We start from the raw sequence: 13838 nt of genomic DNA, 5'->3' as shown, positions 1-13838 counted from the left end.
CTGGCGGCAGCTATACTTATTGCTATAGGTGCTTAACCCTTAAATACATTCTGTCTTGAAGCTAATCGGGCTTTCCCAGAGGCAGCCCATTCTTGAAGAACTTGAATCTCCTGTTGTGCGGTCTGGGCTAAAGGTACGATCTGACTAGCCGCTTCCAGAACATCATCGGTTGTAAAGTCACGATTTTGACTAAAACCAATATGCATTGCTTCGATGATCCCCTGTTCGATTTCTGCTCCTGAGAAATCTGGGGTTTCATAGGCAAGGCGATCGATATCATAGGCGCGTGTGTTGTGGGGACGGTACTTGCTTAAATGTACGGCAAAAATCTGCGATCGCTCCTCTTGACTGGGCAACCCCACAAAAAAAACCTCGTCAAATCGCCCTTTACGCAGTAGTTCAGGCGGCAAAGTACGAATATTATTCGCGGTAGCAACCACAAATACTGGGGAAGTCTTCTCTGCCATCCATGTTAGGAAAGTTCCAAAAACACGATTAGTCGTTCCCGAATCGCCTCTACCATCGGTTCCAGCAAAGGCTTTGTCAATTTCATCGATCCATAGCACGCAGGGAGAGAGGGCTTCGGCTAGTTGAATCATTTGACGAGTACGGGATTCGCTCTCACCTACGAGTCCCGCAAAGAGCCGACCGACATCAAGGCGCAATAGGGGCAAATGCCAATGATGGGAAATTGCTTTGGCGGTAAGGGATTTGCCCGTACCTTGAATGCCTGCCAGCAGTAACCCTCTTGGATGAGGTAAGCCATACTTACGGGCGCGATCGCTAAATGCACCACCGCGACGTAATAACCATTCCTTGAGATTATCTAAACCACCAATATCACTAATTTCAGTAGTGGATGGATAAAATTCTAAAATTTGGGTTTGGCGAATGCTTTGCCGTTTTTCCTCAAGAATTAAATCTACATCCTCAGGGCGCAAGCAATTATTTTCAGCGATCGCTTTTGCCAATACACGCCTAATCCGCTCTAGGGAAAGTCCTTGTCCAGCACGCACCAGATCATCAATTGCCTGTTTTGACAAATCTACGCCATTGCTCGAATTTGTCGAACGCGCAATTTGTTCGATCTCTATTCTTAATTCTTGAGGATTAGGAAGTGGAAATTCTAAAATCGCAAAAAATTCACTGAGACTATCAGGAATATTAAGCTGTGAAGCGATCACAACTATATTTTGGGCTTCACTTTTGAGCCTACGAGCGAGGTTTTTGAGTTTGCGGGCGATCGCCACATCATCCAGAAAGCGATCGAAATCCCGTAATACAAATACTGCCCCTTTAGGAATCTTATCAACAAACTCTAAAGCCTGAAGGGGATTGCGTTTGCCCATTCCTGCGTCATTGGGATTAGACTGGTATCCATCAACAAAATCCCAGACAAATACACTTCGTCCTAAGGATTTTGCCACATTGGTAATTACTCCCTCAACTCGCTCTTCTTCTGCTGAAGGGATATAAATCAAGGGATAGCGGGCACGGAGAGTCAGATTTAATTCAGATTCAAAATTCATGAATAATTTGGCAATACTTTTAATAAAACTATTGATTTCTATTGTCTATCATGCTTGACAATTCCCACTCTTTAGTGGGGACAGATATATATAGCTGTCCCCAAATCAAACCCCAAGAATTGACTGGCAGCGCTTCGCGCCGCCAGTCAATTCTTGGGGTTTGATTTGTCCTCATTCAAGTGACTGTAGCTATATAGCTATATTCACTTAAGTCAAGACATCAAACCCAATAGAGAGTTGCGGCGCTTCGCGCCGCAACTCTCTATTGGGTTTGATGTTTGTCCTAACATTACTGACTATAGCTATAGCTGATATAGCGATCCTAAATCATTTGTAGATTTTTGGGTTTGTGGAAGCGCACCCCTTCGGGGTGCATTTCCAAAAACCATCTAGGATTGCTATAGCTATAAAAAAGCGATCGTAAAATAATTTTTTAAGTCGTTTTTGGGTAATTCCTAACTTGTTCAAAAAGATCTAGACTGTTTTCTAGATTAGCAACTAGATTAGAATGTAGTACTAAAGCTGGCATAGGCGTTGCTTTCCATCGTCCATATCAGAGCATAGATCAAGGTGTATAGGGTTTATAAAATGTTGCAAGAGATTCAATTACCTATTGTTGCAGATACGAAAAAATGGACTATTCAAGATAGCGAGACACTGTATCGCATTGATGGTTGGGGGGAACCTTACTTCAGTATTAACGAAGCAGGGCATGTGACGGTTTCCCCTAAAGGCGATCGCGGCGGTTGTATTGACCTATTTGAATTGGTAAACGATCTGAAACAACGGGGATTGCGGTTACCCATATTGTTAAGGTTTTCAGACATCTTAGCCGATCGCATTGAGCGGCTCAACTCCACCTTTGCTAAGGCGATCGCCCGCTATAACTACAATGGCGTTTATCGCGGGGTTTTTCCCGTCAAGGTAAATCAACAAAGACAGTTAGTTGAGGAAATTGCCAAGTTTGGAAAACCCTTTCAATTTGGATTGGAAGCTGGTTCTAAACCAGAACTCCTCATCGCTCTTTCGACATTGCGTACTCCAGGTTCTCTTTTGATCTGTAACGGCTATAAGGACGCTGAATATATTGAGACCGCAATCCTCGCGCGGAAATTGGGACAGGATACGATCATTGTCATCGAACAGCTTGAAGAAGTGGAAATGATCATTCGCGCTGCAACTAAGTTGGGCGTTACTCCCGCCGTCGGCGTAAGGGCAAAGCTCCATGCTAAGGGCGTTGGACATTGGGAAGACTCCACGGGCGATCGCGCGAAATTCGGCTTGAGTATGTGGGAAATTCTGGAAACCGTCGAGCAGTTGGAAGCGGCGAATATGCTAGATTCGCTCCGACTGTTACATTTTCACATCGGTTCACAGATTAGCAATATCAGTACGATTAAAGATGCTCTGCGCGAAGCAGGACAAATCTACGTGCAGCTTGCAGCCTTGGGTGCGCCTATGGGAAACCTCGATGTCGGTGGCGGCTTGGGCGTTGATTACGATGGTTCCAAAACTAATTTCTACGCTTCCAAAAATTACAGTATGCAGAACTATGCCTACGATATCGTGGCAGCAATTAAGGATGCCTGTGCGGAGAAAGGCGTACCTGTACCCACTCTCACCAGTGAGAGCGGTCGGGCGATCGCATCCCATCAATCGGTTTTAGTCTTTGATGTGGTCGGCATTAGTGGCATCCCCAACCAAGCGATCGAACCATTGAAGGAAGAGGAACATTTAATCGTTCGCAATCTCTTTGAAGCATTGGAAAATATCAATGAAAATAACTACCAAGAGATTTATCATGATGCGGTTCAATTTAACCAAGAAGCAATCAGTCTATTCTCCTTTGGCTATCTTACTCTCAAGCAACGCGCTAGAGTCGAGCGTTTGTTTTGGGAATGTTGCGATCGCATCCTCAAGGTAACCCGCAAACTCAATTACGTACCCGACGATCTTGAAGATCTCGAACGAGCCATGGCTCTCACCTACTATTGCAATTTCTCCGTATTCCAGTCTGCTCCCGATAGTTGGGCGATCGATCAACTATTCCCGATTATGCCGATCCATCGCCTCCATGAAGAGCCTATTTGTCGCGGTACGATCGCCGATCTTACCTGCGACAGCGATGGCAAGATCGATCGCTTTATCGATTTGCGCGATGTCAAGTCCACCTTAGAGTTGCATTCCTTCATTCATGAGGAGCCATACTATCTAGCGCTATTCCTTGGCGGAGCCTATCAAGAAATCCTCGGCGATCTGCATAATCTCTTTGGGGATACCGATGCGGTGCATATTCATGCCACGCCCACGGGTTACAAAGTCGAACATGTCATCAAGGGCGATTCGATGACTGAAGTTTTAGAATATGTGCAGTACAACCGTGATGCCATGTTGGAGAATATTCGGCAAGAAACCGAGCGAGCGCTCCAAGAGAAGCAGATTACCCTCGATGAAGCCAGACTATTCCTCCAAAAGTACGAACATTGCTTGAACGGTTACACTTACCTCAGTTAACACCAAAAACAGAGAGCGTAATGACCGCTACGCGGTCGTTACGCTCTCTGTTTTTATGAAGATGAGTGGCATATCTTCGCGCCGCCACTCATCTTTAGGGTATTAGAAAGCTGTGGCGCACGCTGCGCGTGCGCCACAGCTTTTTGGGTTTGCGACTGGCTACTTACCAATTTATTGAAGTGTGGGTTCACTTCAGTAAATTGGTAAGTAGCTAGGCATAAGTAAACTTAAAACCTAGAAGAGCATACCGCCCGCTGCGCGGGCGGTATGCTCTTTGGTTTTGGTTTTTAATTATGCCGAACTACTTACAATCTGGAAGATGCATCAAATGCATCTTCCAGATTAAGGATCGCGCAGCGTCCCGATCGCCTGATTAAGCGATCGCAATTCTTGCAAAATTTCTTGCAAGAGGCGATTAGTCTCATTTTGAGCGGGTTCTTGCACTTGGATCGTCACCTGCTTCATTTTCAGAACATCACGGGCAAACCTCGATACTTCTGTTGGATGAAACAACAAAGGATCGCGATCGCTGTTACGCAATTCTGGATTTAGTTTTTGCGGATCGTAGGGCAAGTTTAACAACCCTTGATCGGGATCGGTATTAGCATAGCGATAAACCGAAGCCCGCGATCGCCCCAAAGCTTTTTGAATCGATTCCACATCCATTAGCTCATAGACGCGATCGGATTTAAGGTCAGACGACGAAAAGGGCAGGCTCATAGCATTAATAAATAACTCATCCGTAGCTAGGCAAACTTAAAGATAAAACCTCAAAACCCTTAACGCACAATGTACATGAGTCACAAAGTACATAATTCACAATGTACATGAGTCATAGTTTTTGACTTTAGTTTTACGAACAGCCACATAGTTATTATAATCTTGTTTTGAGTCTATTATTCTCATAAATAGAGAGACTACCAAACCTTATGGGTAGTCCAAAACCCCAAAGATGAGTGGCGGCGCGAAGCGCCGCCACTCATCTTTGGGGTTTTGATTTGTCCTAGCTATCCCTTACGTTGCTACACCACTTTAGGAGGACAAGGAGGCAGATTTTTCCTCGATAAATTGCTCGACGACTCTTATTTTTTCCAGCATTTCATCAATTATTGCCAAAACTGCCCCTTGGTCTTCCCCTAATTTTTCGAGCTGGACTGCCAAACTCTGGATTTGTAAAGCCCCAACATTGCCACTAGCTCCCTTAATATGATGAGCCGCACCCATTACTTTAGGCAAATCATCATTAGCGATCGCCTTGCGAATACTTTCTATTCGTTGAGATATATCTTCAATATAAACCCGCAAAACATCAATTTCAAACTCAATATCCCCCTCGGAGATTTGATGCAGATGGGCTAAGTCAATGGGAGGAATTGGTTGCTGATTCATATTGCTCAAAACTATACAGCACTTGACTAAGCTCATTTAAGCTTATATCTAGCTAAACTACCATAGTATACAAGCTTAAAATTTAGAATTTACAAGAATTACATTCTATTTAAAATCGAGTTAAAGTTAATTTAAAATCAATGACTAGCACGTAACTGTTAATCAAATTTTGCACATCCTGCTATGGGGGATTTTCTATACAAAATTTCCTTCTGATAATAAGAAGTATCTGCTTTTCTCTCTATGCCATATCCTCACAACTTTAAAAATGGCGATCGCAATATCGATGCTAGAATAGGCGATAAATGTAAAGATTTGCAAAGCAATCGATTCAAACAAACCCACTAATCCAACTTTATAAGCAACTAAGCATAAATCCAAATTTTAACAAGACGAGTCAAATCGACCATGCGTATCATTTTAATGACAGGAAAAGGCGGAGTTGGTAAAACCTCCGTCGCAGCAGCCACGGGGCTACGCTGTGCCGAATTAGGTTACAAGACGTTAGTTTTGAGTACCGATCCCGCACACTCTCTCGCCGATAGCTTTATGGTCGAGTTGGGACATGATCCTAGAGAAGTCCGCCCCAACCTATGGGGAGCCGAGCTAGATGCCTTACGGGAATTGGAAGGAAACTGGGGTGCGGTCAAACGTTATATCAGCGAAGTTCTACAGGCAAGAGGATTGGAAGGAGTTCAAGCGGAAGAATTAGCCATTCTGCCTGGAATGGATGAAATTTTTGGACTAGTAAGGGTCAAACGTCATTATGATGAGAAAGAATACGATGTCCTAGTAATTGACTCTGCGCCTACGGGGACAGCTCTCCGCCTTCTTTCATTGCCTGAAGTTGCAGGCTGGTACATGCGGAAATTTTACAAGCCATTGCAGGGTATGGCTCAAGTGCTCAGCCCCGTATTTGAACCGATTTTCAAACGAGTCACAGGCTTCTCACTTCCAAATAAAGAAGTCATGGATGCACCCTATGAATTTTATGAAGAACTAGAAGCACTAGAGAAAATTCTCACGGACAACACCACCACTACGGTTAGACTCGTGACAAATCCTGAGAAGATGGTGATTAATGAATCCTTGAGGGCGCATTCCTATCTCAGTCTCTACAATGTTGCTACCGATATGGTGATTGCCAATCGCATTATCCCTGAAGAAGTCCAAGATCCATTTTTTAAAGCTTGGAAAGACAATCAAAAACAATATTGCGAGCAAATCCACCGCGATTTCCATCCCTTACCAATTAAGCAGATTCCTCTCTATGCCGAAGAGATGTGTGGGGTCGCAGCCTTAGAACGTCTCAAAGAGACTCTCTATGGCAATGAAGATCCTTCGCAGGTTTACTACAAGGAAAATACCATGCGGGTGGTAGAGGAAAACAAACAGTATCGTTTAGAACTGTATCTGCCAGGCGTGCCCAAGGAAAAGATTGAACTAACCAAGACAGGTGATGAGCTAAATATTCGCATTGGCAATCATCGCCGCAATCTAGTCCTACCACAGGCTCTATCCGTTCTCCAAACCGCTGGAGCTAAGATGGAAGACGACTATCTAAAAATCAGATTTTCAACTCCCGTATAGGCTGTAATACAAAATCACAAAATGGCTACGCCATTTTGTGATTTTAAAACCCTTACTGGGTTTGGTTTTCAATTCCCAAAAGTGTAGCCACACTTTTGGGAATTAGTATAATTCATTTACCAGACAAGAAATAGCAGTGCGAGACTAAGCCCCGCACTGCTATTTCTTGTTTATATGAATCTATGTAAGTATCTTACTTTTCACGTCATCTCTGAAATGCCTTCTAGGAAAGAGTTTCAGGATTAACTATATTTGCAATAAGTGTTACTTAATGACAATGTACAACGCTGGAATAAGCCTTGTGGCGGTAGTAATATTGGCGGTTATGCTGAAACAGCAAGATAACGGGAAAAGTAAGATGTAAGTATCTAGGTGTAATTAAATATAAAAAACCAAAAGCTGTAGCGCGTGCGCTACAGCTTTTGAATCTGGTTTTTAATTATACCCAGCTACTTATTTAGCGGGAAGGCATAGCAAGCACATCACTTTTCTAATAGCTCCCGCACAGTATCAAGCAAATCCTCTGGCGCAAAAGGCTTTGCTAAATAAGCATTCGCCCCCTGTCGCAAGCCCCAATAGCGATCGGCTTTTGTCGTTTTAGCAGAACAAATAATGATATTGATATTCCAAGTTACGGGATTATCTCGCAATCTCCGACAAAGCTCGTAACCATTCATTTTCGGCATAATCACATCCATAATTACCAGATCGGGATGCAGCAATTCCGTTTGCGCGATCGCTTCAACACCATTGCTAGCGATCGCAATCTCAAATTGGTTGTTTCTTAGCAGGTTGGCAATCATCTCTAGCTGCATCTGGCTATCTTCCACAACTAAAATCTTCGACATAGTTTTAAACCTCTCGTTTATATGGGCTTATATGGGCTAATTCTAAGATTGCGTAATAGATTCCACATGAAGCGTAAGTCCTGAATTTGTCTAGTACTTTAGTCCTATGGGCATTTAGGACTATGGCTACTTGATTGCCAATTCAGAAACGGTTAATCTGGAGAGCATCGTAAGTAGTTCGGCATAATTAAAAACCAAAACCAGCGAGCTTACCGCCCGCTACGCGGGCGGTAAGCTCGTCTAGGTTTTAAGTTTACTTATGCTTAGCTACTTAATATGTTGAGCCTCGCCAATGTATGCCCATGCAAGACAATGGCAATCCTTTGGGAAGCGAACTAGCGATCGCCTAAACCTAGATGGTCAAATCCTATGAAAATCCGCGTTTTACTTGTAGACGATCATCCCTTTATTCGTCGTGCCCTCACCATTTCCCTTGGCGATGAAGTTTGTTTGGAGATTGTGGGTGAAGCGGAAAATGGTAAATTGGCGATCGCGCAGGTGGAAATGCTGAAGCCTGATGTTGTGCTCATGGATGTGCAAATGCCTGTTATGGATGGCGTAGAAGCAACAAGACAAATATGCGATCGCGCTCCCGACAGCAAAATCCTCATATTAACGATCGACGATACAGAAGAATATATTTCTCAAGCCTTGAAGTATGGTGCATCGGGCTATATCCTAAAAAATACACCACCTGAAGAATTAGCATTTGCGATTCAGGCGGTATATCGGGGTTATATGCATCTAGACTTAACGTTAGGGAGAAAGGCGATCGCAAGGATTCCAGAGGTTGCCGAAGTTTCCACGGGTGAGTGGTATAAGCTCACGCCTCGGGAACAGCAGATAGTACAGTTAATTGCCACGGGGGCAAATAATGAGGAAATTGCCAATCAGCTTTATATCTCAACCCGAACGGTGAAAAATCATATTACCAATATTCTCAGCCAACTAAATTTGCGGAATCGAACTCAGATCGCCATTTTAGCGACTTCCATCCAAGCCCTCGCCAGAGTTTAAAAAATCATCAAAAGCCAAAACCAGAGAGCGTACCGCAATCGTAGCGGGCGGTACGCTCTTCTCGTTTTTATAGCAACGTAATACCATGTCATACCAATTCCCAAAATGGCAATGCCATTTTGGGAATCTCAAAACCTTACAGGGTTTGGTGTTTAATTCACAAAAGTGTTGTCACACTTTCGTGAATTGATATCAGTTCGGGTTAAGCTGGCAAATTTTAAAAGCCCACAAGTAAAAGCCTTGCGTAGCAAGGCTTTTACTTGTGGGCTTTGAGAAAGGGTTTGCGTAGCAAACCCTTTCTCAAAGCCCATTTCAAGTTATCCCGAACTCACGTTAATACCAATTCCCAAAAGTATTGTCACACTTTCGTGAATTGGTATAAAAACCCCAAAGATGAGTGGCGGCGCAAAGCGCCGCCACTCATCTTTGGGGTTTTATATCCTAAGCAAACCTTACGTTGCGATAAGGTTACTTTTGGCAAAATCTAGGAGTTTTGAATTAAGGAAAACATCTCCCTTATCTTTTGCAACAAATATCTAGTATTGCCTGTTTTGGAATTACGACCAATTTGCTCTAAATCGTAGGATATTGCCGCAATGGATAAGAAACCTAAATTACTCGAAGCTCCTTTAATTGAGTGGGAGAGTTTGCCAATCTCATCATAATTATTTTCAGCGATCGCTAATTCGAGTTGCGCTAAGCTCTTAGAGGTAGACTGAAAATAGGTTTGGAGGAGTTCGTTTTTAAATTCTTCACTCCCATCAGCAATACTGTCAATATATGTCCAGTCAATCAGGGGCAAGGATTCGTAGGTATTGACAGGCTCTTCAATCGGAGCGCTTCCATTAATAGGGGACTGATTATCGCGATCGCTAACTCCCTCAGGAGCAATCACGCTCTGGGCAAGTATCTTCGCTTCCCATTCAGCGAGTTTTTGAGCGAGATCCTCCTTACGAATTGGCTTACTTAGATAATCATTCATACCAGAGGCAAGACAGCGATCGCGATCTTCCTTCATCGCATTGGCAGTCATCGCCACAATTGCAATCTTGGATTTTGTCGAATCCAATTGCCGAATCGCCCTCGTCGTCTCATAACCATCCATTTCGGGCATTTGGCAATCCATCAAAATGATGTCATAGTGAATGCATTCTAACAAGGCAAGAACTTCTTTGCCATTGCCCGCCACATCTGCATCATAACCAAAACTACGTAGCTGATGTAAAGCAACTTTTTGATTGATTAAACTATCTTCGGCAATCAGGATTTTCAGCTTAGAAGTTCTGGTAATTGGACGATCAGCCGTCCTTAACCCACCTGTTACAAGGTTTTGATAATGGGGATTAGTAGAGATGACTTGCATCAAAACATCAAGCAATCGAGATTGTTTGATCGGCTTAACAAGGTAAAACTCAAATCCCAATTCCTTGACTCGATTGATGCCTCCGCCCTGATTTAAAGAGGTAAGCATAATCAATTTTGTATCTTTCAAGATCGGATCGGCTTTGATCTGACTACCCAAACTTTCGCCATCCAGATCGGGCATCTGCATATCCAAAATCGCCAATTGATAGCGATCGCCTTCAGCAATTGCGGTTTGCAAAATAGAGATGACATGAGATGCATTTTTGACAGCATCAACACGCATTTGCCAAGCTGTCAACTGATAGGTCAAAATCTTACAATTAGTCTCACTGTCATCGACAATTAGCACCCGTACGTCCTTAAGGTCAACTTCACGACGGGGCTCTAACTGCTTAATTTCGGCAGGAGACTGCTTCACAAACGAGATCTGGAACCAAAATTGCGAACCTTTACCTTCTTCGCTATCAATCCCAATTTCCCCACCCATTAGATCGACAATCTGTTTACAAATTGCCAAGCCTAAGCCCGTACCGCCATATTTACGCGTAGTGGACGCATCAACTTGAGTAAAGGGCTGAAATAGCTTTTTCTGAGACTCAGGTGATATACCAATACCAGTATCTATTACACGAAACTCAATCTTAGCAATGGATTCCGTTTCTTCTTTGAGGGAGACCTTAATAATAACTTCGCCCTGCAAGGTAAATTTAATCGCATTACTTACTAAATTTGTAAGGATTTGCCTGAGACGCGCCACATCGCCACATAAATATGTAGGTACGTTTTGATGGATTAGAGCGGCAAGTTCTAGCTTCTTTTCCTGTGCCAACATAGCCAGCAAATCAGTTACTTCTTCAACGCAGGTATTAAGATCGAAGCTAATCTCTTCTAATTCCATCTCATTAGCTTCAAGCTTTGAGAAATCAAGAATTTCATTGATTAATGTCAGTAGATTTTCACCGCTAATCCTCACCGTTTCGACAAAATCTCTCTGGAGGGGCGAAAGCTTTGTATCGGCAAGCAACCCCGTCATTCCGAGTACGGCATTCATCGGCGTACGAATTTCATGGCTCATGGTTGCAAGGAAAGCACTTTTCATCTTTGTGGCGATTTCAGCCTGATGACGAGCTTCTTTTAACTCAACATTTTGCAGATAAAGTTGCTCTCGGCGCAATGTTTCCTGTTCCAATAAAGTTGCCTGATACAGGGCAATGCCTACTTGATTGCTAAGCTCAGTGACAAAGTCCACCTCAAAATTACGCCAATGCCGAGGCTCGCTACATTGATGAGTTATTAACAATCCCCATAGTTTTTCCTTTTCCAGAATTGGTATTACTAAATTAGCCTGCACTTGAAACTGAGCCATCAGTTGCTTATAACAGTCAGTCGTATCTGAAGATGAGATATTATCATTAACTACTTTTCTACCTTGACGATAGTTTGCCCATAGTCCTTGCCGAAAGCAAGTATCTTTAACATCTGTATTTAAAGTAGGAATCCAAGGTGGCTCTACGGATTCAACGACAACCGTGCCTTCCCATTCACCGTCAAAACGATACACCAGAACGCGATCAGCTTTTAGAAATCTTCTTACTTCCTCAACAGTTGTCCTCAAAATATCTTTGATATTGAGGGATTGACGAATTCTCAAAGTAATTTGGGAAAAGACTAACGATCGCCAGTTTTGTAAGCGGACTTCTTCCTCCACTTGGCGGCGATCGCTAATATCAGTTCCCGTGGCAATAATGTACTCGACTTCGTTTTCGGGACTGCGTAAAGCAGTTGTCGACCAAGAAATGCATCTTCGATTACCATCTTTCGTCCGCCAGAAATTTTCATAGGTACATGGCGCGTTCTGACTGGAATGACTTTTAAAAGAGCTATAAACCAATTCTCGATCTTCATCAGATAAAAATAGATTCCCAAAATTTTGATTGCGAACTTCCTCGAAGTAGTAGCCAGTTATACTTTCGCATTGGCGATTGAATTTAATAATTTTGCCTTCTGCATCTAATACAATTACCAAGGCATCAACTGTATCTAGAACCGCGATCGAAAAGTCTCGTTCGTGCTTAATATCGCTCTCTAGAATGCGACGCGCATTCATTTCTTTATAGATGTTATAGACAAAATAAAGTAATAGTCCCAGCACTCCCAGCCTAGAAATAAAAGTGAGCAAAGAAAAATTTGTGGCGTTAGCAATTAAGTTTTGGGTTTCATCTTTTAATCGCTTTGATATATCTTCTCTCTCAGAAGCGATCAGTTTTTCCAACTTTATTTCATCTAGCTCTGGATCGTTGCTATTATTTTGCCTTGATATTTGCTCTTGAGAAACTTCTGTCCCCGCAATCCGAAATAGAAACACCACTTGATGGGAAGCTTTCAATTCTTTACGAATATAGTGCGCCACATCCAGAATTATTTTTTTATGTGCTTCTCTATCCTGTGGGCTATTGATGCTAGTCGAGCGCCCTTCATTACCGCTTGCAATTATTTTCTCTATTGACTGAAGGTCTTCCGCCAATTCTTTTGCTAAGGATTCGTATTTTCTATATTTCTCTTGATTGCTGTGCAAAAAATATTCCTTTTGGGCAACTTTAAAGTCTCGCATCCGATCGAGCGGTATTTCAATCGACGATAATTCCTTATCTTGTTGGATGTATTTAAGATTAGATTCTTGCAAACCCCGCAGATTTAAAAAGGCAATCACCCCCGTTCCAACCGCCAAAGAAGCCGCAATTCCAATCCAAGCTGCAAACTTTTTGAGGGGATTTTTGGCATTTACGACCGTAGGTTGTTTCGCCATTGGCAAGCGCCCAATGCCTGCAAAACTTCGCCTAGTTTCGATGATATATCGCACCTGATTGGCAAGGGCTTTGAGTGCCGTGATTTGATCCTTGCTGAGCTCTCTGGGCTTAGTATCAATAATGCACAAAGTTCCCAGAGCATATCCATCTACGGTTTTAATCGGAACTCCTGCATAAAACCGAATATCTGGAGGATCGGTTACTAGAGGGTTATCGGCAAATCGTTCGTCTTTTAAGGTGTCAGGAATGATAAAAATATCATCTTGGAGAATAGCATGGGCGCAAAAAGCTAATCTTCTTGGGGTCTCAGTAGCCGCAAGCCCTACTTTTGATTTGAACCACTGCCTTTCTTTGTCAATCAAACTAACTAGAGCGATCGGTACTTGACAAATTTGAGAGGCTAGCTGCGTAATATCATCAAAGCCTTGCTCAGGCTCTGTATCTAAGATTTTGCACTGATAAAGAGCGGCAACTCTTTCTAGTTCATTTGGTGGCTCTTGAGCAGGAATCATTTAAGTTTGAATTTAGAGTTTGCAGCAATGACTTCTATAGTTAATTCATCTATAGGTTTAGATGCTTTCGTTAGACGCTTTCGTTAGATGCTTTCGTTAATTCCCTTGTACTAATGCTTCACTTTAATTAATTCTAATATAGCAATTGGCAGAACAGTTTAAGACTGGCTAGCTAGCAAACAAACGCAATGATTGACAGTACATCCGTATTTATATGTTTATTTCATGTTTTATTTCATGTAGTCCTAAAAAGGAAAGGATTTAAAT

At 42.8% G+C, this 13838-nt stretch carries 8 protein-coding genes; 3 read left to right on the top strand and 5 right to left on the bottom strand.

Going from position 1 to position 13838, the window contains the following annotated elements:
• Window positions 1-32: 32 nt before the first annotated feature.
• A complete protein-coding gene (locus tag PseudUWO310_RS02385; RefSeq protein ID WP_142598684.1) occupies window positions 33-1529 on the bottom strand; it encodes an AAA family ATPase in 1497 nt (498 codons plus the stop codon).
• 588 nt (window positions 1530-2117) lie between these two features.
• On the opposite strand from PseudUWO310_RS02385, the gene speA reads away from it, so the two are divergent.
• A complete protein-coding gene (gene speA, locus PseudUWO310_RS02380) occupies window positions 2118-4043 on the top strand; it encodes a biosynthetic arginine decarboxylase (RefSeq protein ID WP_142598682.1) in 1926 nt (641 codons plus the stop codon).
• Window positions 4044-4385: 342 nt separating this feature from the next.
• Here the strand turns inward: speA and PseudUWO310_RS02375 are convergent, their stop codons facing one another.
• Together PseudUWO310_RS02375 and PseudUWO310_RS02370 are read right to left on the bottom strand one after the other, a co-directional pair.
• Entirely contained in the window at window positions 4386-4763 is a 378-nt protein-coding gene (locus PseudUWO310_RS02375) for a resolvase (RefSeq protein ID WP_142598680.1), read from the bottom strand.
• Window positions 4764-5075: 312 nt separating this feature from the next.
• Window positions 5076-5432 (bottom strand): Hpt domain-containing protein, encoded by a 357-nt coding sequence (locus tag PseudUWO310_RS02370; RefSeq protein ID WP_190315877.1) that lies wholly within the window; start codon window positions 5430-5432, stop codon window positions 5076-5078.
• A 408-nt stretch (window positions 5433-5840) separates the two neighbouring features.
• Here PseudUWO310_RS02370 and PseudUWO310_RS02365 point away from each other — a divergent pair, with 408 nt between their 5' ends.
• Entirely contained in the window at window positions 5841-7022 is a 1182-nt protein-coding gene (locus tag PseudUWO310_RS02365) for a TRC40/GET3/ArsA family transport-energizing ATPase (protein ID WP_142598677.1), read from the top strand.
• Window positions 7023-7504: 482 nt separating this feature from the next.
• Here the strand turns inward: PseudUWO310_RS02365 and PseudUWO310_RS02360 are convergent, their stop codons facing one another.
• Window positions 7505-7870: a response regulator transcription factor gene (locus PseudUWO310_RS02360; RefSeq protein WP_142598675.1), complete on the bottom strand. Its 366-nt coding sequence runs from the start codon at window positions 7868-7870 to the stop codon at window positions 7505-7507.
• A gap of 369 nt (window positions 7871-8239) precedes the next feature.
• On the opposite strand from PseudUWO310_RS02360, the gene PseudUWO310_RS02355 reads away from it, so the two are divergent.
• Window positions 8240-8887: a response regulator gene (locus PseudUWO310_RS02355; RefSeq protein ID WP_142598673.1), complete on the top strand. Its 648-nt coding sequence runs from the start codon at window positions 8240-8242 to the stop codon at window positions 8885-8887.
• 484 nt (window positions 8888-9371) lie between these two features.
• On the opposite strand, the gene PseudUWO310_RS02350 is transcribed toward PseudUWO310_RS02355, so the two are convergent.
• Window positions 9372-13571 (bottom strand): response regulator, encoded by a 4200-nt coding sequence (locus PseudUWO310_RS02350; protein ID WP_142598671.1) that lies wholly within the window; start codon window positions 13569-13571, stop codon window positions 9372-9374.
• Window positions 13572-13838: the final 267 nt, after the last annotated feature.

Origin of the sequence: Pseudanabaena sp. UWO310, from assembly GCF_006861605.1 — a bacterium.
Classification (GTDB): domain Bacteria; phylum Cyanobacteriota; class Cyanobacteriia; order Pseudanabaenales; family Pseudanabaenaceae; genus Pseudanabaena.
This window is presented reverse-complemented; position numbering and strand designations above follow the sequence as displayed.